This is a genomic window from Streptomyces platensis, from assembly GCF_008704855.1.
Taxonomy (GTDB): Bacteria; Actinomycetota; Actinomycetes; order Streptomycetales; family Streptomycetaceae; genus Streptomyces; species Streptomyces platensis.
The window spans coordinates 2,662,019-2,687,606 of the sequence record NZ_CP023691.1 but is presented as its reverse complement, the minus strand read 5'-3'; the positions used below and the strand labels follow the sequence as shown (position 1 = coordinate 2,687,606).

The 25,588-nt window shown below is 73.4% G+C and carries 23 protein-coding genes and 1 other RNA gene; 12 read left to right on the top strand and 12 right to left on the bottom strand.

What is annotated here, in order from left to right; all coding sequences use genetic code 11:
* The first annotated feature begins 118 nt into the window (after nucleotides 1-118).
* The 3 genes from CP981_RS11690 (at nucleotide 119) to CP981_RS11680 (ending at nucleotide 5,323) form a co-directional block, all read left to right on the top strand.
* On the top strand, nucleotides 119-2,413 hold the full coding sequence (locus CP981_RS11690; protein ID WP_085926803.1) for an acyl-CoA dehydrogenase family protein: 2,295 nt from the start codon (nucleotides 119-121) through the stop codon (nucleotides 2,411-2,413).
* 34 nt (nucleotides 2,414-2,447) lie between these two features.
* Entirely contained in the window at nucleotides 2,448-3,641 is a 1,194-nt protein-coding gene (locus CP981_RS11685) for a lipid-transfer protein (RefSeq protein WP_085926804.1), read from the top strand.
* 233 nt (nucleotides 3,642-3,874) lie between these two features.
* Nucleotides 3,875-5,323, top strand: a complete 1,449-nt coding sequence (locus CP981_RS11680; RefSeq protein ID WP_085926805.1) for an MFS transporter — start codon at nucleotides 3,875-3,877, stop codon at nucleotides 5,321-5,323.
* Nucleotides 5,324-5,438: 115 nt separating this feature from the next.
* Here the strand turns inward: CP981_RS11680 and CP981_RS11675 are convergent, their stop codons facing one another.
* From CP981_RS11675 to CP981_RS11660, 4 genes are read right to left on the bottom strand one after another with little or no spacing between them, the layout of a single operon-like run.
* A complete protein-coding gene (locus tag CP981_RS11675) occupies nucleotides 5,439-6,044 on the bottom strand; it encodes a response regulator transcription factor (RefSeq protein ID WP_085926806.1) in 606 nt (201 codons plus the stop codon).
* The gene (locus CP981_RS11670) at nucleotides 6,041-7,591 is read right to left on the bottom strand and encodes a sensor histidine kinase (protein ID WP_085926807.1); all 1,551 of its coding nucleotides are present in this window, start codon (nucleotides 7,589-7,591) and stop codon (nucleotides 6,041-6,043) included. Before CP981_RS11670 ends, CP981_RS11675 begins: the two co-directional genes overlap by 4 nt.
* Nucleotides 7,592-7,597: 6 nt before the next feature.
* Nucleotides 7,598-8,326: an ABC transporter permease gene (locus tag CP981_RS11665; RefSeq protein ID WP_085926808.1), complete on the bottom strand. Its 729-nt coding sequence runs from the start codon at nucleotides 8,324-8,326 to the stop codon at nucleotides 7,598-7,600.
* Complete coding sequence (locus CP981_RS11660; protein WP_244329621.1) at nucleotides 8,326-9,309, bottom strand: ABC transporter ATP-binding protein; 984 nt, start codon at nucleotides 9,307-9,309, stop codon at nucleotides 8,326-8,328. Before CP981_RS11660 ends, CP981_RS11665 begins: the two co-directional genes overlap by 1 nt.
* A 475-nt stretch (nucleotides 9,310-9,784) precedes the next feature.
* Between CP981_RS11660 and CP981_RS11655 the strand changes: the two genes are divergently transcribed.
* From CP981_RS11655 to CP981_RS11645, 3 genes are all read left to right on the top strand, one after another.
* On the top strand, nucleotides 9,785-10,660 hold the full coding sequence (locus tag CP981_RS11655) for a MaoC/PaaZ C-terminal domain-containing protein (protein WP_085926810.1): 876 nt from the start codon (nucleotides 9,785-9,787) through the stop codon (nucleotides 10,658-10,660).
* A gap of 69 nt (nucleotides 10,661-10,729) precedes the next feature.
* A complete protein-coding gene (locus CP981_RS11650; protein ID WP_085926811.1) occupies nucleotides 10,730-11,806 on the top strand; it encodes a Zn-dependent alcohol dehydrogenase in 1,077 nt (358 codons plus the stop codon).
* Between the two features lie 68 nt (nucleotides 11,807-11,874).
* Entirely contained in the window at nucleotides 11,875-12,816 is a 942-nt protein-coding gene (locus CP981_RS11645; RefSeq protein WP_085926812.1) for a 3-oxoacyl-ACP reductase, read from the top strand.
* Between the two features lie 104 nt (nucleotides 12,817-12,920).
* On the opposite strand, the gene CP981_RS37665 is transcribed toward CP981_RS11645, so the two are convergent.
* The gene (locus tag CP981_RS37665; RefSeq protein WP_167536085.1) at nucleotides 12,921-13,088 is read right to left on the bottom strand and encodes a hypothetical protein; all 168 of its coding nucleotides are present in this window, start codon (nucleotides 13,086-13,088) and stop codon (nucleotides 12,921-12,923) included.
* A 98-nt stretch (nucleotides 13,089-13,186) separates the two neighbouring features.
* Entirely contained in the window at nucleotides 13,187-14,692 is a 1,506-nt protein-coding gene (locus tag CP981_RS11640) for a hypothetical protein (protein ID WP_085926813.1), read from the bottom strand.
* Between the two features lie 264 nt (nucleotides 14,693-14,956).
* Here CP981_RS11640 and CP981_RS11635 point away from each other — a divergent pair, with 264 nt between their 5' ends.
* The 3 genes from CP981_RS11635 to CP981_RS11625 are packed head-to-tail and all read left to right on the top strand — an operon-like array spanning nucleotide 14,957 to nucleotide 17,763.
* Nucleotides 14,957-15,823, top strand: coding sequence for a Nif3-like dinuclear metal center hexameric protein (locus tag CP981_RS11635; protein WP_208852927.1), 867 nt, complete (start codon nucleotides 14,957-14,959; stop codon nucleotides 15,821-15,823).
* Complete coding sequence (locus tag CP981_RS11630; RefSeq protein ID WP_190842572.1) at nucleotides 15,820-16,563, top strand: zinc ribbon domain-containing protein; 744 nt, start codon at nucleotides 15,820-15,822, stop codon at nucleotides 16,561-16,563. The genes CP981_RS11635 and CP981_RS11630 overlap by 4 nt, the downstream gene beginning before the upstream one ends.
* 3 nt (nucleotides 16,564-16,566) lie before the next feature.
* Nucleotides 16,567-17,763 (top strand): bifunctional RNase H/acid phosphatase, encoded by a 1,197-nt coding sequence (locus tag CP981_RS11625; RefSeq protein ID WP_085926816.1) that lies wholly within the window; start codon nucleotides 16,567-16,569, stop codon nucleotides 17,761-17,763.
* Between the two features lie 99 nt (nucleotides 17,764-17,862).
* On the opposite strand, the gene eda is transcribed toward CP981_RS11625, so the two are convergent.
* Together eda and yaaA are read right to left on the bottom strand one after the other, a co-directional pair.
* The gene (gene eda / locus CP981_RS11620; RefSeq protein WP_167536084.1) at nucleotides 17,863-18,522 is read right to left on the bottom strand and encodes a bifunctional 4-hydroxy-2-oxoglutarate aldolase/2-dehydro-3-deoxy-phosphogluconate aldolase; all 660 of its coding nucleotides are present in this window, start codon (nucleotides 18,520-18,522) and stop codon (nucleotides 17,863-17,865) included.
* Between the two features lie 92 nt (nucleotides 18,523-18,614).
* Complete coding sequence (gene yaaA / locus CP981_RS11615; RefSeq protein WP_085926817.1) at nucleotides 18,615-19,412, bottom strand: peroxide stress protein YaaA; 798 nt, start codon at nucleotides 19,410-19,412, stop codon at nucleotides 18,615-18,617.
* Nucleotides 19,413-19,566: 154 nt separating this feature from the next.
* Here yaaA and CP981_RS11610 point away from each other — a divergent pair, with 154 nt between their 5' ends.
* Entirely contained in the window at nucleotides 19,567-21,072 is a 1,506-nt protein-coding gene (locus CP981_RS11610) for an RNB domain-containing ribonuclease (protein WP_085926818.1), read from the top strand.
* On the opposite strand, the gene CP981_RS11605 is transcribed toward CP981_RS11610, so the two are convergent.
* Both CP981_RS11605 and CP981_RS11600 read right to left on the bottom strand, forming a co-directional pair.
* Entirely contained in the window at nucleotides 21,059-21,772 is a 714-nt protein-coding gene (locus CP981_RS11605) for a hypothetical protein (protein WP_244329620.1), read from the bottom strand. The two genes, CP981_RS11610 and CP981_RS11605, sit on opposite strands and share 14 nt — an antisense overlap.
* On the bottom strand, nucleotides 21,769-22,581 hold the full coding sequence (locus CP981_RS11600; protein ID WP_085926819.1) for a MerR family transcriptional regulator: 813 nt from the start codon (nucleotides 22,579-22,581) through the stop codon (nucleotides 21,769-21,771). Before CP981_RS11600 ends, CP981_RS11605 begins: the two co-directional genes overlap by 4 nt.
* A 120-nt stretch (nucleotides 22,582-22,701) precedes the next feature.
* Between CP981_RS11600 and rnpB the strand changes: the two genes are divergently transcribed.
* Nucleotides 22,702-23,103: RNase P RNA component class A (rnpB, locus tag CP981_RS11595), an RNA gene on the top strand.
* Nucleotides 23,104-23,269: 166 nt separating this feature from the next.
* Here the strand turns inward: rnpB and CP981_RS11590 are convergent.
* Nucleotides 23,270-24,037 (bottom strand): SDR family oxidoreductase, encoded by a 768-nt coding sequence (locus CP981_RS11590; RefSeq protein WP_085926820.1) that lies wholly within the window; start codon nucleotides 24,035-24,037, stop codon nucleotides 23,270-23,272.
* A 112-nt stretch (nucleotides 24,038-24,149) separates the two neighbouring features.
* Nucleotides 24,150-24,932 (bottom strand): SDR family NAD(P)-dependent oxidoreductase, encoded by a 783-nt coding sequence (locus CP981_RS11585; protein WP_085926821.1) that lies wholly within the window; start codon nucleotides 24,930-24,932, stop codon nucleotides 24,150-24,152.
* 196 nt (nucleotides 24,933-25,128) lie between these two features.
* Here CP981_RS11585 and CP981_RS11580 point away from each other — a divergent pair, with 196 nt between their 5' ends.
* A complete protein-coding gene (locus tag CP981_RS11580; protein WP_085926822.1) occupies nucleotides 25,129-25,563 on the top strand; it encodes a nuclear transport factor 2 family protein in 435 nt (144 codons plus the stop codon).
* Nucleotides 25,564-25,588: the final 25 nt, after the last annotated feature.

Below are 25,588 nucleotides of genomic sequence, written 5' to 3'. Positions count from 1 at the left end.
GTGCGGGGGCGTCGCCCCGGGGGCCCGGACCGTCTTCCGGCCGCCCCCTCAACTGACCTTCCAACCAACCTGCTAGCTGACCTTCCGTCAGAATGGAACGTGTTCTAGCCTGCCCCGCATGGGCATCGGAATCACACCGGAACACCGTGACCTGGCCGAGGCGGCGGGCGGCTGGGCCGCGCGGGCCGTGCCGCCCGAAGCGGTGCGCAAGCTGCTCGACAGCGCGCCCGCGCGCCCCGGGCGGCCTGCGTACTGGGACCAGCTCGCCGCTCAGGGCCTGCTCGGGCTCCATCTCCCCGAGGCCGACGGCGGCGGGGGCGGTGAACTGCTCGACCTCGCCGTCGTACTGGAGGAACTGGGCCGCGCCGCGTTCCCCGGCCCCTATCTGCCCACCACGCTCGCCGCCGCCCTCCTGCACCGCGGCGGCGCCCCCACCCTCGTACGGGCCCTCGCCACCGGCGCACGCATCGGCGCCGCCGCGCTCGGACCGGGCTCACTCACCGCCGTCGAAACCCCCGGCGGCTATGTCCTGGACGGCACCGCGCCCCCGGTCCTGGCCGGCGCCGACGCGGATCTCCTCGTGCTGGCCGCGAAGGTCGCCGCGGACGGGGAAGCGGCAGCGGAAGGCAGCGGGGAGGCGGCGAGCGCCGCGGACGAGGCGGATAAGGCGGATGGGGCGGACGGTGCGGAGCGCGACGGCGGGCGACGGGCCGGGGAGACGATCTGGCTCGCGGTCGACGCCGGGGCGCTGACCGTACGCGGCCAAGCAAGCGCCGACCCGACCCGGCCGACCGCCGAGGTGAGTGCGCACGGCGTGCCGGTGCCCGCCGAGCGGCGGCTCACCGTCGACAGCGACCTGGTCAGCGACCTGGCCGGGGTGCTGTGGGCCGCCGAGAGCTGCGGCACGGCCTCATGGGCGCTGCGCACCGCCGCTGAACATGCCGCGGTCCGCGAGCAGTTCGGCCGCCCCATCGGCCAGTTCCAGGCGGTCAAACACCTCTGCGCCGACATGCTCGTACGCTGCGAGCAGGCCGCCGCCCTGGTCTGGGACGCGGCCCGCGCCCTGCACGAGCCGCCCGAGGTCCGCGGACTGGTCGCGGCGCTGGCCACCGCGACCGCCCTGGACGCCGCCGTCAGCTGCGCCAAGGACTGCATCCAGATCCTCGGCGGCACCGGCTTCACCTGGGAACACGATGCCCATCTCCACCTGCGGCGGGCGACCGTGGCGCGCCAGCTGCTCGGCAGCGGCGACACCCACCGGCTGCGGGCCGCCCGGCTCGCCGCCGACGGCGCCCGGCGTCCGCTGCGACTGGAACTCCCCGCCGAGGCCACGGAGTTCCGGACCGAGGCACGGACGGTCCTCGACGGCGTCCGCGGCCTCGACCCCGCCGCCGTACGCCGCGCCCTGGCCCCCACCGGCTACGCCGCACCGCACCTCCCCGCGCCCTACGGACTGGGCGCCGGCCCCGTACAACAGCTCGCGATCCAGCAGGAGCTGGCGGCCGCCGGGCTCCGGATCAGCGACCTGGGCATCGCCACCTGGGTGGTCCCCTCGCTGATCGCCCACGGCACCCCGGAGCAGCAGGAGCGCTATCTGCTGCCGTCGCTGCGCGGCGAGCTGCTGTGGTGCCAGCTGTTCTCCGAACCCGAGGCCGGTTCGGACCTGGCCGCCCTGCGGACCCGCGCCGAGCGGACGGCGGACGGCGGCTGGCGGATCAACGGCCAGAAGGTGTGGACCTCGGCCGCGCAATGGGCGAGCCACGGCATCCTGCTGGCCCGTACCGACCCGGACGCGCCCAAGCACAAGGGGCTGACCTTCTTCCTCGTCGACATGGCGGCCCCGGGAATCGACATCCGCCCGCTGAAGGAGATCACCGGCGATTCGCTCTTCAACGAGGTCTACTTCGACGACGTGCTGCTGCCGCCCGACGCGGTGGTCGGCGAGGTCGACAACGGCTGGAAGGTGGCCCGCACCACGCTGGACAACGAACGCGTCCACATGGCCGACCAGTTGACCTTCGACACCGGACTGGAAGCGCTCCTGGACCGCGCCGCCGTACTGGACGGATCGGTACGGGCGCGGGTGGGTGCGCTGGCAGCCGAGGCGCACGCGCTGGGCTGTATCGGGCTGCGGACCACGCTCCAGCAGGTGTCGGGACTGGAGCCGGGCGCCGGTGCCAGTATCCGCAAGCTGGTGCAGACCCCGCACCAGCAGAAGGTCGCCGAGCTGGCGCTGGAACTGCTCGGCCCGGACGGCGCGGTGCGGGAGGGGGCCGGCGAACGGGCGCTGCACGGCTTTCTGATGTCGCGCTGTCTGACCATCGCCGGCGGCACCACCCAGGTGCAGCTCAATGTCGTCGCCGAGCGGCTGCTGGGCCTGCCCCGCGACCCGGAGCCCCGCCCCCTGATCTGACTCCCCGGACTCGGCCACCTCCAGGAGGACACGTATGGCTGGCAAGGCGTACATCGTCGGCGTCGGGATGACCCGCTTCGAGAAGCCCGAGACCCGCGAGTGGCAGTACTGGGACATGGCGAAGGAGGCGGGCGGCAAGGCGCTCGCGGACGCCGGGATCGGCTACGAGGCGGTCGAGCAGCTGCCGGTGGGCTACTGCTACCAGGCCTCGACGGCCGGCCAGCGCGCCGCCTACGAACTGGGGCTGACCGGCATCCCCGTCTACAACGTCAACAACAACTGCGCGACCGGCTCGACCGCGCTGATGATGGCCCGCCAGTTCGTCGAGTCCGGCCTCAACGACTGCGTCCTGGCCCTGGGCTTCGAGAAGATGAAGCGGGGCGCGCTGGGCGGCGGCGCGGACGGCGGCGACTTCAGCACCTCGCCGGTGGCCCGCCACTACGGAGTGATGGCCGCCGCCCACGGCTTCGAGATGACCCCGCCCACCGCGCAGATCTTCGGCAACGCGGCCCGTGAGCACATGGAGCGCTACGGCACCACCGCCGAACAGCTCGCCGCCGTCGGCGCCAAGAACCACCGCCACTCCGCCCACAACCCGAACGCCCAGTTCCAGGACGTCTACACGGTCGAGGAGATCCTCGCCGCCAAGACCATCCACCGGCCGCTGACCAAGTTGCAGTGCTCACCGACCTCCGACGGCGCGGCCGCTGCGGTGATCGTCTCCGAGCGGTTCGTGCGGGAGCACGGCCTGGCCGGCCGGGCGGTGGAGATCGTCGCGCAGGCCATGACGACGGACACCGAGGAGAGTTTCGCGTCCGGCTCCTGCATCGATGTCGTCGGCAAGCCGATGTCCCGGGCCGCGGCCCGCCAGGTGTACGCGGCCGGCGGCCTCGGCATCGAGGACGTGGACGTCATCGAGCTGCACGACTGCTTCTCGGTCAATGAGCTGCTGACCTATGAGGCGCTGGGTATGTGCGCGGACGGGGAGTCGGGGAAGCTGGTCGCCGACGGCGCCACGACCTACGGCGGCCGCTGGGTGGTCAATCCCTCCGGCGGCCTCATCTCCAAGGGTCACCCACTGGGCGCGACGGGCCTGGCCCAGGCCGCCGAACTCGTCTGGCAGCTCCGCGGCACCGCGGGGGACCGCCAGGTCCCCGGCGCCCGGGTGGGGCTGGCCCACAACATCGGCTTGGGCGGTGCGGCGGTGGTGACGGTGCTGCGGAGGTGAGGAGGCCGGGAGCGGGGCGCCGCACCGCGCGTTAACTCGCCCCCGCTGGTGGGTAGTTGGCCCAGTGGGGGCCCTCTCGCCCCCTAGGGGCTCACCCCCCTCGCCCCGTAAGGCATCACCCCGAAAAGCCCGGCCCCCAGCCCCCCGCCCCCCTGCGACTTCCGGCCTAGGTCTTCTGTCAGGTGGCTCATGCACCGATATACCGATGCGGGATTCATACGACGAATGCAAGCATGGTCGGCATGCCGCCGATAGCCGCCTCCGCCGCCCTGCCCAAGACCGCGCGCCGGAGGACGGCCCCGCCGGCCTGGCTGGTGATGTTGCTGGTCTGCTCCGGGCAGTTCCTGGTCATCCTGGACGTCTCCGTCGTGAATGTGGCGCTGCCCGCCATGCGGACCGGTCTGGGCCTGAGCGAGCTCGGCCTCCAGTGGATCGTCAACGCCTACGTCATCACCTTCGCGGGCTTCATGCTGCTCGGTGGCCGGGCCGCCGATCTCTTCGGCCGTAAGCGGATCTTCGTCCTGGGGCTGGCGCTGTTCACGGTCGCGAGCCTCGGGGGCGGGCTGGCGCAGGAGCCCTGGCAGCTGATCGCGGCCCGTACGGTGCAGGGCATCGGCGCGGCTGTCCTCTCACCGGCCACCCTCACCATTCTGACCACCTCGTTCCCGGCCGGCCCGGCCCGTACCCGCGCCATCGCCACCTGGACGGCGGTCGGCGCGGGCGGCGGCGCGGTGGGCGGCCTGGTGGGCGGGACGCTCACCGAATTCCTGTCGTGGCGCTGGGTGTTGCTGATCAATGTGCCGATCGGGGCGCTGGTGCTGGGCGGCGCGGTGCTGTGGCTCACCGAGAGCCGGCAGGGGGCCGGCCGGCGGCTCGATGTGCCCGGCGCGCTCCTGGTGACGGCCGGGCTCGGGCTGGTGGCCTACGGGATCGTGCAGACGGAGACGGATGGCTGGGGGGCGCTGTCCGCGCTGCTGCCGCTGGCCGCCGGGCTGCTCGTGATCGCGGTCTTCCTCGCCGTCGAGGCACGTGCCAAGGCCCCGCTGATGCCGCTGGGCCTCTTCCGCGTGCGCTCGGTCTCTGCGGCGAACGGGGCGATGATGCTGGCCGGCGCCGCGATGTTCTCCATGTGGTACTTCCTGTCCCTCTATGTGCAGAACGTGCTGGGCTACCGGCCGTTGGAGGCCGGGCTCTCCTTCATCCCGCACTCGCTGTCCATCGTCCTGGGCTCCAAGATCGCGCCTCGGCTGATGAACCGGCTGGGTGCCAAGCCGCTGGCCATCGCCGGCGCGGTGATCTCCGCGTCCGGCATGGTCTGGCAGGGCACGATGGACGTCGACGGCACCTACCTCGGCACGATCCTCGGGCCCGGCATCCTGATGGCGCTGGGCGCGGGCCTGACGGCGACGCCGATCGCCTCCATCGCGACCTCCGGGGCCGACCCCGCCGACCAGGGCCTGGTCTCCGGCCTGATGAACACCTCCCGGCAAATGGGCGGCGCGCTGGGCCTGTCGGTCCTGTCCACGATCGCCGCGGCCCGGATCGAGGCGGGCGACGGACCCGAGGCCCTGGCGGACGGCTACGGTCTGGCCTTCCAGGTCGGCTCGGTGGTCCTGCTCGGCAGCATCCTGCTGATGGTCGTCGCGCTGCCGCAGCGCCGGGCGGACGCCGCCCACGGCTGAGACCCGTCAACGGCCCACCCGGCGCTTCCCTCCGCTGGGCGTGCGCGTGCGCGGCCGGCGTCGCGAGCCGGAGGCGCCGGGCGTCGCGAGCCGGACGGGACCGGGCGCCCGCCCCCTACAACCAGCCGTTCTGCCGTGCCGCCCGTACCGCTTCCATGCGGTTGCGGGTGCCGGTTTTGCCGATGGCCGCGGAGAGGTAGTTGCGGACGGTGGCCTGGGAGAGGTGGAGCCGGCCGGCGATATCGGCGACCGTGGCGCCGTCCACGGCGGCGGTGAGGACATCGCGCTCCCGCTGGGTCAGCGGATTGGGGCCGGCGCTCAGGGCCGCCGCGGCGAGGCCGGGGTCGATGACCCGCTCGCCCGCCAGCACCCGGCGGATCGCCGCCGCGAGTTCCTCCACCGGGCCGTCCTTCACCAGGAAACCGGACGCTCCGGCCTCCATGGCGCGGCGCAGATAGCCGGGGCGGCCGAAGGTCGTCACGATCAGCACCTTGCAGGCCGGCAGCTGTTCGCGAAGCTCGGCCGCGGCGTCCAGACCGCTGCGGCCGGGCAGTTCGATGTCCAGGAGGGCGATATCGGGGCGGGCGTCCAGGGCGGCGGCGACGATCCGGTCGCCCGCCGCGACCTGTGCCACGACCTGCATATCCGCTTCCAGGTCGAGCAGCAGCGCGAGCGCGCCCCGCATCATTCCCTGGTCCTCCGCCAGCAGGACCTTGATCACTTGGTCCACTCCTCCGTATCCGCCCCGTCGCCCGTGCCGACCGGGAGCTCGGCCGTGACCCGGAAGCCGTGCCGGCCGTCCGCGCCACTGTGCAGTGTGCCGCCGGCCGCGGCCAGGCGCTCGGCCAGCCCCTTCAGCCCGGTACCACCCACCGTCCCCGACCGTCCGGGCAGCGCCGGGCCGCCGTCGCCACCGATGCCGTCCGCGGGGGACGCGCCGCCGCTGCCGTCCGTCCCGGGTATGCCGTACGCTTCCCGGCCGACCTCCGTCTCCTGGCCGTCGCCCGCGCCCCGGCCGCCGTTCGTCTCCCAGCCGTCGTCCGCGCCCCGGCCGCCGTACGTCTTCCCGCCCTCCGCGCCCCGGCTGCCAAACGTCCCTCCGGCGCCCTTCTCCCCGCCCCCGTCGCCGCCGCGGCCGGGGGCAAGGTCGCGGAGCCAGCTCAGGCCGGGGGCCGCAGCAGCGCCGGAGCTCAGGGGGCCGCGGCCGTCGTCCGTGATCGTCAGCCGTACCCGTTCCTGGTCGGCGTGGACCGCGATCTCGCAGCGGGTGGCGCCGCTGTGCCGGACGGTGTTGGTGACGCCCTCGCGGACGACCCAGCCCAGCAGGGCGCCGGCCTGTGGGGGCAGCGGCGGCCCGGCCTGCCGTACGACGGGCTCGATGCCGGCTGCCTCCAGTGCGGAACGGGCCCGGTCCAGCTCGGTGGTCAGACTGCCCTCGCGGTAGCCGCTGACGGCCTCGCGGATCTCGGTCAGTGCCTGCCGGCCGACCGCCTCGATATCGGTGGCCTGGGCGAGCGCCGCGTCCAGATCGCGGGGGGCGAGCCGGCGGACCGCCTCGGCCTTGACGACCACTACGGACAGGGTGTGCCCCAGCAGGTCGTGCAGATCGCGGGAGAAGCGCAGCCGCTCCTTCTCGACGGCGCTGCGGGCCAGTTCCTGGCGGGTGGTGTTCAGCTCCTGGATGGTGTCGAACAGGCTGAGGACCGTGGCCGTCACCATGCCGGACAGGAAGGTGCCGTAGCCGATGCCGAACGCGCCCCACGGGTCGTCGTCGTGCCAGCCGGTCAGATAGCCCGCCGCGCCGCTGAGCGTGATCAGCCAGAGCGCGAGCTTCTTGCCGCGCAGCGCACGGACCGTGCCGGAGGCCAGCGACAGCAGCGGGAAGAACAGGAACCAGTTGCCGCCGAACCCGATCGCGACGGCGAAGGTGACGGCGGTCAGCATCCCCAGGGCGTACACGGGGCGGCGGGAGTCCCGCAGCCGCGGGTTGAAGGACGCCCAGATCACGCTGATGTAGAGGGAGTTGAAGGCGAGCAGCCCGAGACCGGCCAGCCAGGGGTTGCCCGACTTCCCCTGGATGACGTTGGAGAAGGCGCCCAGGCCCATCAGCAGCCAGGGCAGGAAGGCGTACTTGCCCGGCCCCTGGCCCGGCTGCCGGCCCCGCCGCCCGGGACGGCATGACTCGCTGCCGTCCGCGCCGCCGGGGTTCTTCTCGCCCGCGGTCCGTTGTTCCGTGTGCTGCACTGTCGCTTCCCAGGTCTGCGCCATCGCCGGTCACACCGTGCGTGCGGCCCGACGGTACGCGTACACCGCGTATCCGCCGAAGAGTGCCAGCCAGAAGGCCAGTACCGCTACTGAGGCCAGGTCCGGTGCGCTGCCGTGGGTGACGCTCCGGCCGAGCTCCGCGAAGCGGTTGCCGGGCGTCCACCCGGACAGCGAGCGGAGCCAGTCGGGGAACAACACGGGCGGGAACCACAGACCGCCGATGATCGACAGCAGCAGCACACAGCCCGTGTTGACCACGCCGGTGGACTGCGCGGACAAGCGGTAGCCGTTGCCCAGGCCGAGCAGCGTGAAGGGCATGGTGCCGATCCACAGCAGCCCGGCCAGCGCGGCCCACTGCCAGGCCGGCATCCGGACGCCATTGACCAGGGCACCCACCAGCAGTACGGCGGTGAGGGCCGGCAGCACCGTCACCGAGCCGGTCAGCCCGCGGCCCACCACCACCCGGAGGGGGCTCAGCGGGGTGATGCGCAGCTGGCGCAGCCAGCCCAGCTGCTTGTCCTCGGCGACGCCGGTGCCCGTGCCGACCGCCGAACCCAGCGCGCCGTACGCGGCCATGCCGACCATCGAAGCGATCTTCCACTCCGGGTCGGCGCCGCCCGGACCCACGCCGATATTGGTCATCAGCACATACATCAGCACCGGCATCCCGATACCGAAGATGACAAAGCCCCGGTCACGGAGGGTGCGGCGGACTTCGAGACGGACGTAGTCGAGCATCACGCGCTCTCCTTCACGGGCCGGGCGCCGGCGGTGTGTGCCGGGGCGCCGGGGGTGGTTTCGGCGGAGGTGAGCGCGAGGAACGCGTCCTCCAGGCTGGCGGGGCTGACCTGTAGTCCGCGGACGAGCCCGAGCCCGGCGAGCGCCAGGACCGTGGCGTCGGAGTCCGCCGTCCGCAGCCGCGCGCGGTCGCCGCGCACCTCCACGGCGCTCACGCCGGGCAGCCCGGACAGCGGCCCGGTGGCGGCGCCCGCGAGGTCGAAGGAGACCTGTGCGCCGCCGGCCCGCCGCTTTATGGCGTCGCCGCTGCCGTCGGCGACCACCCGGCCGCGGTCGATCACCACGATCCGGTCGGCGTGCTCGTCGGCCTCCTCCAGATAGTGGGTGGAGAACAGCACGGTGTGGCCGCGGCGGGCATAGGCGCGCATCGAGCGCCAGAAGGCGCGGCGCGCCTCCACGTCCAGTGCCGCGGTCGGCTCGTCGAGCACCAGCAGCTCGGGGTTGCCGGCCAGCGCCACCGCGAAGCGGACCCGCTGGGCCTGCCCGCCGGACAGCCGGTCCACCCGCCGCCCGCCGAACTCGTCGAGGCCCGCCAGCTCCAGGGCCTCGGTGACGTCCATGGGGTGCGGGTAGGTGGCGGCGACGAAGGTGATCAGTTCGCGGACCGTGACCCGCGGGATGGCCTTGCCGTCCTGGAGCATGGCGCCCACCCGGCCCGCGAGCACCGCCGACTCCGGTGTGCCGCCGAACAGCCGGACCGTCCCCGTGCTGGGCGGCAGCAGCCCCAGCAGCATATTGAGGGTGGTGGACTTGCCCGCGCCGTTGCGCCCCAGCAGTGCCACCGTCCCGCCCGCCGCGATCTCCAGGTCCAGTCCGTCCACGGCCCGCACCGCGCCATAACTCCGGGTCACCCCGGAGAATCCCACCGCCGCGGTGCCGCGCGCCCTCTCCGCCGTGCTGCCGGGCCTTGTCGTCCCTGCCATGCTCTCCCCGCCTCTCGTCTGCTTGCCTTCGACATTACGGAGCGTGATCGGCTGGCGTTAGAGGCGAATGTGGATGATCTCCCCTGACAAATGTCACGGTTCCGCGCAGCGAAGGTGGGGACCGGCGAATCGAAGGTAGGGGCCGGCGCGACGAAAGTGAGGGGACGGTACGTCGTGCGTACCGGTCCGGGCGGCGTGGGCCGGCGTGAGGGGTGTGCGCGACGCCCGGCGGAAGCCCGTGGCCGGGGAGGTTCTCCGCCGTTCGCGGGACCCATTTCTGACAATCCGTCAGAGGGCTTCCGGGTGCCGGACGGATCGGCTATACATGAGGACCATCGGCTAGAACGCGTTCTAGAAGTGTGCCCTGTGCGCTGTCGGAGCGCGGCCGTGCCGACCAGATGCGACCCCGGCGCGGTCGACGGTGCGGACGGCCGGGCCGGGGTCTTCCCCTCGTGGTGAAGGAGCAAGCAGCCCCATGCCCATCGACGCCGCCAAGGCCACCTCCGCCGAGCCGCGGACCACCGAACTCGCCTGGGACCACAAGGACGTCCAGCTCTACCACCTCGGCATCGGCGCAGGCGCGGCCACTCCGGAGAAAGCGCACCCCGCCACCGACCCGGACGAACTGCGCTACACCCTGGAGAGCGCGCTGCACGTCCTGCCCAGCTTCGCCACCGTCGCCGGCGGTGGTATGGCGCTCGCCGGCGGGCTCTCCGCACCCGGCATCGACGTGGACCTCGCCGCGGTTCTGCACGGCGGCCAGACCGTCACCGTGCACCGCGCCCTCCCGGTGGGCGGCCGGGCCACCCAGACCTCGACCGTCCCCGCCGTGTACGACAAGGGCAAGGCCGCCGTCATCGTGCTGCGCTCCGAAGTGGCCGACGACGAAGGTCCCCTGTGGACCTGCGACACCCAGATCTTCGTCCGCGGCGAGGGCGGCTTCGGCGGCGAACGCGGCCCCTCCGCCCGCCTCGAACTCCCCGACCGCGCCCCCGATCTGAGCACCGAACGCGTCATCCGCCCGGACCAGGCGCTGCTCTACCGCCTCTCCGGTGACTGGAATCCGCTGCACGCCGACCCCGAGTTCGCCAAGCTCGCCGGCTTCGACCGGCCGATCCTGCACGGGCTGTGCACCTACGGGGTCACGCTCAAGGCCGTCGTCGACACGGTGCTCGGCGGCGAGGTCGCCCGGGTGCGGTCCTACACGACCCGCTTCGCCGGTGTGGTCTTCCCCGGGGAGACGCTGCGCCTCCGTTTGTGGCAGGAGCCCGGCCGGGTCCTGGTGTCGGTCACCGCGGCCGACCGGGACGAGGCGCCGGTGCTGGCCGACACCGTGGTGGAGCACAGCTGATCCGTCAGGCACGCCCCAGCCGGTCCGGACCGGGCCCGGACCGGCCGTCCGTACGAGAGGAGCCGTGACATGCGCGCAGCCGTACAGCACGAGACAGGGCAGGACAAGCTCGAAGTCCTCGACGACATCGAGGCGGTGGGTTTCGGCCCCGGCAAGGTCAGGATCCGCATCCGGGCGACCGGGCTGTGCCACTCCGACCTCTCGGCGATGAACGGGGTGCTGCCGCAGCCCGCGCCCTTCGTCCCCGGTCACGAGGGCGCCGGCGAGATCCTCGACGTGGGCGACGGCGTCACCGGACTCACCCAGGGGGACCGCGTCCTGATGTGCTGGCTGCCCGCCTGCGGCAGCTGTCCGTCCTGCCGGCGCGGCCAGACCCATCTGTGCCTGGCCGGGTTCATGAACGCCGGGACGCCCAACTTCCGGCGCCCCGGCGGGGATGTCTTCGGCTTCGCCGGCACCGGCACCTTTGCCGAGGAGGTCGTGGTCGCCGCCAACTGTGCGGTCCCGATCCCGGACGACGTCCCGTACGAGATCGCCGCGCTGATCGGCTGCGGCGTCACCACCGGGCTCGGTGCCGCCCTCAACACGGCCGAGGTGGAGGCCGCTTCCTCGGTCGCGGTGATCGGCTGCGGCGGGGTCGGCATCTCCGTCATCCAGGGGGCGAAGGCCTGCGGCGCGGCCCAGATCATCGCCGTCGACCCGGTGCCCGCCCGCCGGGAGGCCGCGCTGCGCTTCGGCGCGACCGAGGCCGTCGCCCCGGAGGAGTTCGCCGACGCCAAGGCCCGGATCACCGCGGGCGAGGGCTTCGACTACGTCTTCGAGGTGGTCGGCAAGTCCGCCACCGCCCGTACCGCCTACGAGATGACCCGGCGCGGCGGCACCCTGTGCGTGGTCGGCGCGGGCGCCATGGACGACACCTTCCAGGTCAATATGTTCGAGCTGTTCTTCGACGAGAAGCGGATCCTGCCGTCCCTGTACGGCGGCGCGGATGTGCTGCGCTCCTACGAGCGGACCATCGCCCTGTGGCGGGCCGGCCGGATCGACCTGGAAGGCCTGATCACCCATCGCGTCCAGCTCGCCGAGATCAATGACGCGCTCGACCAGATGCGCTCCGGCACCGCGCTGCGCACCTGCATAGAGCTCTGACGCCCACCGTTCACCCCTCGCAGCGCACCGCACCGCACCGCGTGCCGCGACCACTGGAGAGGACAGGAATGGCACAGCCACTGGAGGGCCTGACCGCGATCGTCACCGGTGCCGGGCGCGGTCTGGGCCGCGCCGAGGCCCTCGAACTCGCCCGTCTCGGCGCCCACGTCGTGGTCAACGACTACGGGCAGCCGGGCCGCGACGGATCCGGAGAGGCCTCCTCGGCGCCCGCCGAGGACGTCGTCGCCGAGATCCGCGCGGCGGGCGGCACCGCCGTCGCCCACCTCGGTGATGTCGCCGACCACGCCCAGGCCCGTGCACTGGTACGGCTGGCGGTCGAGACCTACGGGCAGCTCGACATCCTGGTCAACAACGCGGGCATTCTGCGCGACCGGATGGTGTTCTCGATGACCGAGGACGAGTGGGACACGGTGATCCGCGTGCACCTCAAGGGCCACTTCAACACCACCCACTTCGCCGCGGTCCACTGGCGCGAGCGCGCCAAAGCAGCCGGCGGCCCGGTGCACGGCCGGATCGTCAACACCTCCTCCGAGGCGTTCCTCGCGGGCTCGGCGGGCCAGCCCAACTACGCCGCGGCCAAGGGCGGCATCGTCGGCCTGACGACCTCCACGGCGCTGGCGCTCGGCAAATACGGTGTGACCGCCAACGCGATCTGCCCGCGCGCCCGCACCCGTATGACGGAGGACGTCTTCGCCGGCTTCCAGGAGCCCGAGGACGGCACCCTGGACCCGCTCGCGCCCGAACATGTCGCACCGCTCGTCGGCTATCTCGCCTCACCGGCCGCGGCCCGGGTCAACGGCCAGCTGCTGGTCGTCCACGGCGGCATGGTCGCCATCGCCGAACGCCCGCGGATCGCCGCCAAGTTCGACACCGCGAAGGACGTCTTCAGCTATGCGGAGCTCGATGACCTGCTGACGCCGTATTACGCACAGCGCCCGCCGGACGAGACCTTCGCGGCGGCCGAGGTACTGGGTCTCAAACGCGGCTGAACACGACGGAGAACGCACCACGGCCGTGACCACCGCCCGCTGTTCAGCGGTGCGGCGGTCACGGCCGTGGTGCGGTCCGCCGGTCCGGGCGGGCCGGACCGGCGCTACGCGTCCTGCGTCTGCCTGTCCCGGCGGTGCCGGCCATGAGGGGTGGCGCCGGATTCCTCCGCGGCGGCCGGGCCACGGTGCCTGCCGGAGCTTGCGGCCTCGGCGGCCTGGGCGGATGCCTCCTGCGGGCGCGCCTGGGTCGTGTCGGTTCGGGCTTCGGACATGAAAAGGGTCACTCCGTCAGTTCGCTTACAGCTGTACGCGTCGGGACCTCGCCCGACGACCGCCACGGCTGCTCCCGAGCGGCACTGCCGGTGGCCGGTCAACCGGCTGCGCAGCCCCCGCCCGAAATTCTAACGGGGCCGGAAATCACGCTCCACCGGGTCTGGCGGGCCGCCAGAGGTGCCTCTTGCAAGGGAACTGGCCTGCATGTTTGGGGATGTCCGGGGAGGTGCGCCGGTTCCGCGTCCGTGGCCTGAGGTTGTGCAGATGCTGTGGAGCGGTTGTCGGCATCCGCCGCATCCGGGACAATCTCCGCGCCATTCGGGGCGCCCTCCCGGGCGCCGGTCCCGGAGGGCGATGCCTCGTCGGGCTGCACGGCGCCCTCCGGCTTGACTGCCTCCTCCGCTGCGGCGGGCTCCGCCGGGCGCGACGGTTCCGCCGGCGGTGCGACGGGCGCCACAGGTCCCTCAGGTGCCGGCCGTGCCCTCCCCCTCGGCCCCGCCGTCCATGTCGGCGCCACCTGCCGCACCGGCCCCATAGGCCCCATGGGCCGCCCCGCCTCCCCGGGCCGTACCGGCTCGACCGCCCGCACCTGCTCCGCCCCCAAGGCCAACCGCGCCACCCCGCACGGCTCCGCCTCCGTCGCGTACGGCAGCAGCAGGTCGCCGTCCGCCGTCCACAGGCCGGTCCCCGGCAGCCAGCCCTCCGGTGCCGGGTACTGCCGCAACTGCCGTCCCGAGGGCCGCCAGACGCCCAGCCAGGTGCCGTTCGGTCCGGCCATCCGGAACGCCACCGCGCAGCTCTCCGGCGCCAGCATCTGGCCCGGTTGCACCGCGAACGGTGTGGCCGTCCCGTTCGCGGGCCGCAGGCACTCCGGGAAGCGCACCGGCAGGCTGCTGCCCAGTACGCCCCAGCCCAGCCGGCCGTGCCCCGGCGCGTCCGAGTGCACGAGCAGCAGCCCGCTGTCCGGATCGGCCAGCAGCAGCCGGTCGTTGCTCTCCTCGGTGATCTGGAGCAGCGGACCGGTTTCGCCGCCCCGTTCCAGATCGACCACCACTGTTTTGGTCCGGCCGTCCAACTCCCGGTCCAGCGCGAGCAGTCGGCCGCTGCGGTCCAGCCACACGCCGCCCGTGCAGCGTCCCGGGATGCGGGTGACCGGCTCCGGCCCGTTCGCCCCGCCGTGCACCAGCCACAGCGTGGTGTGGTCCGCCTCGGGCGCGAGGGCGTACGCGAGGGTCCCGCCGGGGGCGGGCGGCAGCAGGGTCAGCCGGGGGGCCGCCACGGCGCCCAGCAGGAGTTCGCCGGTTCCGGGGCCCGCCGGGTAGAGCAGCCAGGCGGCGAAGCGGTCGGCGACCCGGCGCAGGATCAGCACCCGCCCGTCCGTGAGCGGCAGCAGGGCGCTGTCCGGCTCCTCGGGCTGGGTGCCCTGTAGCGGCACGGCGTACGGCTCGGGGCCGCTCAGCGTCCAGCGCTCCGGAAACCAGCTTCCTGCGGCGTCGTCGTGCCGGGCGAGCCGGGCGGCGTACGAGCCGTCGGCGGCGATCGTCAGGCGCCCGGCGAGCGGGCCGGCCGGCGCCATGGTGTCCTCAGTGGCACAGATCGTCATCGAGTGGTCACCTCCAGTCGGCAACCGAAGCTAGTTTTCGTACTCGCGGCCGAACGCTGCAAGTTGTGGTACTTCACGCATAAGGGTGGCAGTTGTCCGGTTCGCCGGTACCGGGCGGCGCGGTTGTGCTCCGGGTTCCCGCCCCGGGCCGGTGCGGGCGGGCGCGGGCCGTGCGTTCCCTCGTTCCCCTAAGGGGGAAGGTGGTGGGGGAACAGGGGTGGAGGACCGGACGCCATGTCACGGCCGGGAGGTAACCTTCCATCCGTGCCCGTACTGTCTGAAGTCCTCACCGCGCTCGACGCCCTCTGGCCCCCCGAGCGGGCCGAAGGGTGGGACGCCGTCGGCACGGTCTGCGGAGACCCCGGCGCGGAGGTCAGCCGTGTGCTGTTCGCCGTCGACCCGGTCCAGGAGATCGTCGACGAGGCGGTGACGCTCGGCGCCGACCTCCTCGTCACCCACCACCCGCTCTATCTGCGCGGGACGACGACGGTGGCAGCCTCGACCTTCAAGGGCAAGGTCGTGCACACCCTCATCAAGCACGACATCGCCCTGCACGTCGCGCACACCAACGCCGACACCGCCGACCCCGGTGTCTCCGACGCCCTGGCCGGCGCCCTGGACCTGCGCATCGCCGGGCCCCTCGTCCCGGACCCGAGCGATCCGGCGGGCCGCCGCGGCCTCGGCCGGATCTGCGAGCTGCCGCATCCGATGACGCTGGCCGAGCTCGCCGCCCACGCCGCCGAGCGGCTGCCCGCCACCGCGCAGGGCATCCGGGCGGCCGGCGACCCGGACCGCGAGATCCGGACCCTCGCCGTCTCCGGCGGCTCCGGCGACAGCCTCTTCGATGACGTACGGGCGGCCGGTGTGGATGCGTTCCTCACCGCCGACCTGCGTCACCACCCGGCCTCCGAGGCCACCCAGAAGAGCCCGCTGGCGCTGCTCGACGCCGCCCACTGGGCCACCGAATGGCCGTGGTGCGAGCAGGCCGCGGCCCAGCTCGACGCGGTCTCCGACCGGCACGACTGGGGCCTGCGCACGCATGTCTCCCGTACGGTCACCGACCCCTGGACCGCCCACGCGGCGTCCACCCGACTCGTCACCCCGACGCACACCACAGGAGCCCCACGCTGAACGCCGCGCCCGCCGACCAGATCCGCCTCCTCGACGTCCAGGCCCTGGACGTGAGGCTCACCCAGCTCGCCCACCGGCGCAACAACCTTCCCGAGCTGGCCGAGCTGCAGACCCTGGAGGCCGACCTCATCCAGCAGCGCGACCTGCTCGTCGCCGCGCAGACCGAGGAGAGCGACACCAGCCGCGAGCAGACCAAGGCCGAGCAGGACGTGGACCAGGTGCGCCAGCGCGCCGCCCGCGACCAGAAGCGCCTGGACTCCGGGGCCGTCACCTCCCCCAAGGACCTGGAGAGCCTCCAGCGCGAACTGGCCTCGCTGGCCAAGCGCCAGGGCGACCTGGAGGACGTCGTCCTGGAGGTCATGGAGCGCCGGGAGGCCGCCCAGGAGCGGGTCACCGAGCTCACCGCCCGGGTCGAGGCCATCCAGGCCAAGGTCGACGACGCCGCCACCCGCCGGGACGCTGCCTACTCCGAGATCGACGCCGAGCGCGCGACGGTCTCCAAGGAGCGCGAGCTGACCGTCGCCGACATCCCGGCCGATCTGCTCAAGCTCTACGACAAGATCCGCACCAAGGAGGGCGGCGTCGGCGCGGCCCGCCTCTACCAGCGCCGCTGCGAGGGCTGCCGCCTGGAGCTGAACATCACCGAGGTCAACGATGTGCGCGCGGCCGCCGCCGACGCCGTCCTGCGCTGCGAGAACTGCACCCGCATCCTCGTCCGCACGCCCGACTCGGGTCTGTAGGCCGTGGCACGCACGCTGATCGTCGAGGCGGACGGCGGCTCCCGGGGCAACCCGGGGCCGGCCGGCTACGGCGCGGTCGTCCTCGACCCGGAGACCGGCGAGGCGCTGGCCGAGGCCGCCGAGTTCATCGGCACCGCGACCAACAACGTCGCCGAGTACAAGGGACTGGTGGCCGGTCTGCGGGCGGCGCACGCCCTCGACCCGCGGGCGTGCGTCCAGGTGCGGATGGACTCCAAACTCGTCGTCGAGCAGATGTCCGGGCGCTGGCAGATCAAGCACCCGGACATGAAGCCGCTGGCCGCCGAGGCCAGGTCGGTCTTCCCGCCCGGCCAGGTGACGTACGAGTGGATCCCCCGCGCGCAGAACAAGCACGCCGACCGGCTCGCCAACGAGGCGATGGACGCCGGCAAGATCGGCAAGCAGTGGGAGCCGGGCAACTCCAAGGCGGCCCTCGCCGCCACCGCCGCGCCCGCCCGTAGCGCCGCCGCCCGCGCCGCCGACGAGGCCGCCGAGTCGGCGGAGGCGGCGGACGCGGCCCCGAGTGCCCCGGCGGCCGGCTGGGGCGCCCCCGATCTCGGTCCGCCCGCGACCTTCGTCCTGCTGCGGCACGGCGAGACCGCGCTGACGCCCGAGAAGCGGTTCTCCGGCAGCGGCGGCACCGACCCCGAGCTCTCCGCCGCCGGACGCCGGCAGGCCGAGGCGACCGCCACCGCGCTCGCCGCCCGGGGCTCGGTCCAGGCCGTCGTCAGCTCACCGCTGCGGCGCTGCCGGGAGACCGCCCAGGCGGTCGCGGCCCGGCTCGGCCTGGAGGTCCGTATCGAGGAGGGCCTGCGCGAGACCGACTTCGGGGCCTGGGAGGGGCTGACCTTCGCCGAGGTGCGCGAGCGCTTCCCCGAGGACCTCGACGCCTGGCTCGGCTCCGCCAGGGTGGCGCCCACCGGAGGCGGCGAGTCCTTCGCGACGGTCGCCCGCCGGGTCGCCGTCGCCCGCGACAAGCTCCTGGCCCGGTACGCGGGCAAGACGGTGCTGCTGGTCACGCATGTGACACCGGTCAAGACGCTGGTCCGGCTGGCGCTGGGCGCCCCGCCGGAGTCGCTGTTCCGGATGGAGCTCTCCGCGGCATCGCTCTCCGCGGTCGCGTACTTCTCCGACGGCAACGCCTCGGTGCGGCTGCTGAACGACACCTCCCATCTGCGGTAGCGGGGGCGTCCCCGTAGGCCGCCGGATACCCGCCGTACGCGCACGGGCCCGGCACCCCGGACGACCGGGGTGCCGGGCCCGTGCCCGTACGCACCGCCGTCAGGCCGCCAACGCCGCCGCCTCCTGGGCGAGTTGGCGCACCCGGCCCCAGTCCTTCGCGGCCAGCGCGTCGGCCGGCAGCATCCAGGTGCCGCCGACACAGCCGACGTTGGGCAGCGCCAGATAGGACGGCGCCGACTCCCGGCCGATCCCGCCGGTCGGGCAGAAGCGCGCCCGGGGGAGGGGCGAGGCCAGTGAGTGCAGATACGGCGTGCCGCCCGCCGCCTCCGCCGGGAAGAACTTCATCTCGGTGACGCCCTCGTCCAGCAGCGTCACCACCTCCGAGACCGTCGAGACACCCGGCAGGAACGGCACCCCGGAGTCCTTCATCGCGCCCAGCAGCCGCGGCGACCAGCCGGGGCTCACCAGAAAGCGGGCGCCGGCCACCAGAGCGGACTCCACCTGCCCGGGGGAGAGCAGGGTGCCCGCGCCGATCACCGCTTCGGGCACCTCCTCGGCGACGGCCCGGATCCCGTCGAGCGCCGCGGGCGTCCGCAGCGTCACCTCGATCGCGGGCAGCCCGCCGGCGACGAGCGCACGGGCGAGCGGTACGGCGTCGGCGGCATCGTGCAGCACGACGACCGGGATGACGGGGGCGAGCCCGAGAACGGAGGGGCCGGCGGGCGCGGGGGAGGAGGCGGCGCTGGTCACGTCGCTCATGGTGCGCCCGGTTGCCCACGCTCCGCAACGAGTGTTGCGCATGCTGCAACGGATGCGGGCGTGGGCTGCGGGAATACCCCCGCCCTCCCCGCCTACAGCTCGGTGACGATCACATCCACGGCCCACGCCTTGCCGCCCTTCGCGGGGGCCTCGGCCTCCACCGCGTAACCCAGCTCGCGCAGCGCCGCCACCAGTTCCGTCGGATCCGCCGGATCGAGCCCCGCCGACAGCAGATCCCGTACCAGCCGCCCCTTCGTCGCCTTGTTGAAGTGGCTGACCACCGTCCGCTTCTCCACACCGGCCACGATCTTCGACTGGAGCACCCGCACGGTCGCGGTCCGCCCGGCCACCTCGCCCTTGGGCTTCCAGGCCGTCGCATACGCCGCGGACCGCAGGTCGAGCACCAGCCCCTCCCCGGCGGCCGCCGGCAGCACCTCGGCCATCGGCGCCCGCCAGTACGCGCCCAGCGCACCGAGGCCCGGCAGCTTCACGCCCATCGAGCAGCGGTACGACGGAATCCGGTCGCCGATCCGTACCGCGCCCCACAGACCCGAGAACACCAGCAGTGACTGCTCGGCCCGCTTCCGCGCCGCCGCGTCCAGCGAGGCGAGACCGAGCGCGTCATAGAGCACCCCGGTGTAGATCTCCCCGGCCGGCCGGGTCCCCGCCGTCCGCAGCCCCGCGTTCTTGGCGATCTCGCCCTTGAGGCCGTCGCTGAGCCCGAGCACCTCCTGGGCCTTGGTCTCGTCCGCCGCGCACAGCTCGACGAGCTCCGTCAGCACCGTCTCGCGCGCCGCGGTCAGCCCCGGCAGCGACAGCGCCCCGGTGTCCAGCGGCGCCCCGGCCTCCGCGGAGGCCTTCCCTTCGGACGGCGGCAACAGCACGAGCACGGTGGTTCTCCTTCACGGCGGTACGGGCGGGGGTGCGGCCCCGGGAAAGCGTAGAGCGTGCGGCGGGCGGGCGAAGACCGCGCCAGGCGCCCGCACCCGGGGTGGCACCGCGCACGGCGCGCCGGGAGCGGCCGCCCGCCATACGCTCGGTGTCATGCCCCGTCTCCATATGCATGTGACCGACGCAGCCGAGGCCCCGCTGCGTGTCGCGCTGCATGAGCTGCGCGGCAAGCTGGAGATCCCGGACCACTTCCCGCCCACGGCACAGGCCGAGGCGGAGAGCGCGGCCCGCGCCCCCCGGATCCCGGCCGCCGACGGCGCCGTGGCGACCGAGCACACGCTGGAGGACGCCACCGACCTCCCCCTCTTCACCCTCGACCCGCCCGGCTCCCTCGACCTCGACCAGGCGATGTTCCTGTCCCGCCGCCCCGCACCGCCCGGATCGAAAGCCAGGGGCGGCTACCGCGTCCACTACGCCATCGCCGATGTCGCCTCCTTCGTGACCCCGGGCGGGGCCCTGGACGCCGAGGCGCACCACCGCGTGACCACCCTCTACTTCCCCGACGAACGGGTCCCGCTGCACCCGTACGTGCTGAGCGAGGGCGCCGCCAGCCTGCTGCCCGACCGGGACCGCCCGGCCGTCCTGTGGCAGCTCGACCTCGATGCGGACGGCGCCCTGACCAGCACCTCCGTACGCCGCGCGCTGGTCCGCTCGCGGGCCGAACTGGACTACGCGGGCGTCCAGCGGATCCTCGACGACCGGACGGCCGAGGAACCCCTCGCCCTGCTGGCCGAGATCGGACAGCTGCGGGAGGAGCGGGAGGTCGCCCGGGGCGCGATATCCCTGAACGTCCCCGAGCAGGAGATCGTCGAGCACGACGGCTGCTACACCCTCGAATACCGCGCCCCGCTCCCGGCCTACGCCTGGAACGCGCAGATCTCCCTGCTGACCGGTATCGCCGCGGCCGAACTGATGCTGGCCTCCGGTACCGGCATCCTCCGTACGCTGCCCACCGCCCCCGACGGCTCGGTCGCCCGGCTCCGGCTGACCGCCCGTGCGCTCGGCGTCGACTGGCCTCATCACACCTCGTACGCGGCGCTGATCCGTACCCTCGACCCGCGCCGCGCCAGCCACGCCGCCTTCCTCCAGGAGTGCACCGCCCTGCTGCGCGGCGCCGGCTACACCGTCTTCGACGGCACCGCACCCGCTGCCTCCGACGCCCTGCACGCCGCCGTCGCCGCCCCGTACGCACATGCCACCGCGCCGCTGCGGCGCCTGGTCGACCGCTACACCTCCGAGCTGTGCCTGGCGGCCTCGGCAGGCGCGGCCCCGCCCGACTGGGTCCGTACGGCGCTGCCCGCGCTACCGCGGGAGATGGAACTGGGCACCCAGCGCGCCAACCAGGTGGAGCGGGCCTGTGTCGACCTCGTCGAGGCGGCGCTGCTGCGCGACCGGGTCGGCGAGATCTTCGAGGCCCTGGTCGTCGAGATCCAGGAGAACGACCCCACCCACGGCACCGTCCACCTCTACGATCCGGCCGTCATCGGCACCGTCGAAACCGCCCCCGAAGGCCCCGCCCTCCCCCTCGGCCACCGCATCCCGGTCCGCCTCACCGAGGCCGAACCGGGGCACCATCCGGTCCGCTTCACGCCTGCTTGACGGGGGTCCCGGCGGCTTCAGGCGTCCCGCCCGGGCCAGGCGCCCCCTCCGCCTCCAGGGCCCCAGCCGCTTCCCGCATCCCAGCCCCTTCCCGCATCGCGGCCCGCGCCGCCATCCCTTCCCGTACGGCCGTCACCGCCGCCCGTGCCTCATCGGCGTGGAACCGCACCGTACGGACCGTCTCCCGCCGCCCCAACAGCCGGACGGCCACCACCGGTGCGGACAGTTCGACGGTGACCGAGGTCTGCCCCGCGACCGCCAGCTCGGCCACCTCGCCGCCGTCCTCCCGCTGCTCCCTCACGAACCGGAGGTCGTAGCGGACCGAGGCGATCCGCTCCAGCGGTATCCGTATTTCCCGGCGCGCACCGTCCCGCAGCCGCAGCTCCGCCGCCCCCAGCACATGCGGCCGGGTGACCGCCGCCGCCTGAAGCCCCAGCACCGTCAGCACGGTGTACCCATCGACGAACAGCATCACCTCGTGCACCACCGCCTTGCCGGCGAGCAGCACCCCGATCCCGACCGTCTCCACCACGCAGACGAAGGCCAGCCCGTAGACGATCGCCGCCTGCGCCCCCGCGTACCCCAGGGCCCGCTCACCCGGCGCGACCCCGATCCGCCGCCGGGCCACCCACCACGCCAGGCTCATCAGCCACCGCCCCTCGTGGGCGGCCAGCCGGCGCAGCGCGCTGCCCCGGCTCATCGCGCACGCTCCGCCACCAGCTGGATCGCCCGGCGTACGGCACGGGCCTGCGCGGGTGCGAAGTGCGCGTAGTACGCCGCCAGGAAGCCGCCGTCGGTCTCCGCGCCCGGCCCGGCCGCCCGCGCCCAGTCCTCCGCGCTGACCTCCGCGACCATCGAGTCCGGAATGCAGTCGGCGAGCGCCCGTGCGGCCTCTTCCACTCGCGGATCGGCCGTCCCGGCGTCCACCAGCGCATCGAGCAGCCCGTACACCTCGTACGCCCGCTCCATCGCCCCCGGCGCCGCGGTCGTCTGACCGAGCAGCTCCACCATCCGCTGGTTCCCCTCCTCGCCTCCCATCGATTCGAGCAGCGCCAGCACCTCCCGCTCCTTCGACGCCACGGCGGGCTCCGGGCCCGGCCGCGCGGCCGAGGTACGCGCCATCTCCGCGAAGAGCGCCGCCAGTTCGTCCGACACGGGCCCCTCGGCGGGCAGCCCGCCGTGCTCCGCGGCCTGCCGTCGCACGGCGGCCAGCCGGGCCCGCCGCACCCGGAGCTCCTCCTCCTGGCGGGCCAGATCCGCGTCCAGCTCGTCCAGCACCTCGTGCAGCTCGCGCCCGGCGTCGTCGGCGAGGACGTCCCGCACCTCGTCCAGCCCGAGCCCCAGCTCTGTCAGCCGGCGCACCCGCGCGAGCGCGACCGCGTCCCGCAGCCCGTAGTCCCGGTATCCGTTGGCCCGGCGCTCCGGCTCGGGCAGCAGCCCGAGATGGTGGTAGTGGCGCACGGCACGGGTGCTGATCCCGATCAGACCTGCAAGCTCACCGATTCTCATGCGCTCAGTAGAAACGTTGCCGCTGCGACAAGGTCAAGCACGAACGGCCCCGGTGGCGGCCCGGTAGCGGGCCTGGCAGGGGCGGGTGCCCCCTACGGGTAGCATGGTCGGCACGGCGGACGAGCCGGCCGGACGGCCGCGTGGGGATCTCAGGATCCTCCCGAGGAACGTCCGGGCTCCACAGGGCAGGGTGGTGGGTAACGCCCACCCGGGGTGACCCGCGGGACAGTGCCACAGAAAGCAAACCGCCGGAGGCTTCGGCCTCCGGTAAGGGTGAAACGGTGGTGTAAGAGACCACCAGCCTCCGAGGTGACTCGGAGGGCTAGGTAAACCCCACCCGGAGCAAGGTCAAGAGGGGGCATCGGCTGATGCCCCTGCGCGGACGACCGAGGGCTGCCCGCCCGAGTCCGCGGGTAGACCGCACGAGGCTGCCGGCAACGACAGCCCTAGATGGATGGCCGTCTCCCCCCGGCCCGCAAGGACCGGGGGCGACAGAACCCGGCGTACAGGCCGACTCGTCCGCCGCCTGTAGCCGCGTGTTCGGGCCGCCGCCCTCAGGGGAGGGATTCCGGCGCCCTGACGCTGTGCGGCGGCACGCCTCAACCCGTGACGTTTTCCGCCGTCGCCGTCGCCGTCGCCGTCGCCGTTCGTCGGCGGCCCCCGTACAGCGCTGAACGCCAACAGGCGGCTACCAGGGCACCGTTTCGTCCGCGGAGCCGTCCATGCTGCCGCGGAAGGTTCCGGTCGGGTCGTCCGGGCGCAGGAGGGCGAGCTGTACCGGGACGTCGGCGCCCTCCTCCGGGGTGCGGGTGCCGCGGCTGAAGGGGGAGCGGTCGTTGAGGTCGGTGGCGACCAGGCCGGGGTTGGCGGCGTTCACGCGGATGCCCGCCTCGCGCAGGGCGTTGGCGTACACCACCGTGATCGCGTTGAGCGCCGCCTTGGAGGCGCTGTACGGCAGCAGCCCGCGGGTGGAGATGGGGTGGTCCGGGTCGCTGAGGAAGGTCAGCGAGCCCAGCGGGCTGGACATGTTGACCACCCGGCCGGCGGGGGAGCGGCGCAGCAGCGGCAGGCAGGCCTGGGTCACCGCCACCGTGCCGAAGACATTGACGTCGAAGGCCTGCCGCATGTGCGCGGCGGTGACCTCCGGCACCGCGACTCCCCACTCCACAACGATGCCCGCGTTGTTGACCAGCACGTCCAGCCGGCTGCGCTCCGCCTCGATCCGCTGGACGGCGGCGTCGATCTGCGCCTGCACGGTCACGTCGAGGGGCACGAAGCGCACGTCCAGTCCCTCGTCGGCCAGCGCCTTTTCCGCTGCACGGCCGCGGGTCTCGTCACGCGCGCCGAGATAGACCGTCATCCCCTCGGCGGCCAGGCGGCGGGCGATCTGCCGGCCGATCCCCTTGTTGGCTCCCGTCACCAGCGCCGTCTCGCCGTGGTGCTGTCCGTTGGTCATGCTGCGCCTTTCGCCCTCGGTGGTGGTGCTGGGTGGTGGTCCCCTGGCGGTTCTCGTTCGGTGCCGGTCCTGGTGGCTCCGTTCGGTGCTCCGGCCAGGGTGACGGGTGCGGCTAGTAGTTGCCCAGACCGCCGCAGACGTTGAGGGCCTGGGCCGTCACCGCGCCGGCCCGGTCGCTGCTCAGGTACTCCACCATGGCCGCCACTTCGTCGGTCGCCACGTAGCGTCGCAGCGGCACTCGGGTGGTGATGCGGTCGAACGCCTCGCTGGTCGTCACTCCCCAGATGTCCGCGTAGTGCTCCCGCACCCGTTCGGCCATCGGGGTCTCCACGAAACCGGGGCAGACGGCGTTGACGGTGATGCCGGTCGGGGCCAGCTCCAGGCCGAGTGCCTTGGTGAGGCCCACCACGCCGTGCTTCGAGGCCGAGTAGGGGGCGGCGTGCACCACGCCCTGCTTGCCGCCGGTCGAGGCGATGTTGATGATCCGGCCCCAGTCCCGGCCCTGCATCCCGCCGGTGGTCAAAGCGGCCTTCGTCATGAGGAACACGCTGTTGAGGTTGGTGTTGATGACGTCGAACCACAGGTCGTCGGCGATCTCCGCGGTGGCGCCGCCCCCGCTGCGCCCGGCGTTGTTGACCAGGATGTCCACCGGGCCGTACCGGTCGACGGCCGCCTCGACGAAGCGGCGGATCTGCTCCGGCGAGGTCACGTCACAGGGGCTGCCGTCCACTTCCAGGCCCTTGTCCCGCAGGGACGCGACGAGGTCGGCGAGGGCGTCCGCACTCCGCGCGCAGATGTAGACGGGGTGGCCCAGCTGCGCCAGCCGTTCGGTGAGGGTCAGGCCGATGCCGCTGGTGGCGCCGGTCACGATGACGTGCTGTTCGGTACGGGGCATGGTCGGTTCCTCCCGGTCGGGCCCCCGGGCCGTGTCCCGGGCGATGGGCGCCACCCTGGCCGGGGCCACTCGAAGACCGCTGGGACGTGTCTGGACGCCGGGGCCCCAGGGGGCTGCGGGCGATCCGCGAGCGAGTTGCGAGCCGCCCCGGCCAGGTTGGCGGCTGTCCCCGTGCCCCGTTCCGGAGGAGAACCCGATGACAGCCACCCAGGACCTCACCGCCCTCTACGCCGAGATCCAGCACTTCTACGCCCGGCAGATGCAGCTGATGGACGGGCGCGACTTCGAGGGCTTCGCGGCCACCTTCACCGAGGACGGCGAGTTCAGCCACACACCGGGCCAACTGGCGCGGACGCGGGCCGGGATCGTCGCCGAGCTGCGGGAGTTCCACCGGCGCTTCGCGCAGGCCCCGGTCGTCCGCCGGCACTGGTTCAACATGATCGTCGCCGAGCCGCAGCCGGACGGGTCGGTGCGCACCACCTACTACGCCCAGGTGATCAACACCCGGCCCGGCGCCGACGCCCAGGTGGGGCCCAGCTGTGTGGTGACCGATGTGCTGGTCCGCGCCGACGGCGCACTGCTGAACAAGTCCCGGCAGGTCAGGCAGGACCGGCTGCTGCTCGCGCACTGACCGCCGCGCCGCCCCGGCCCGCGTC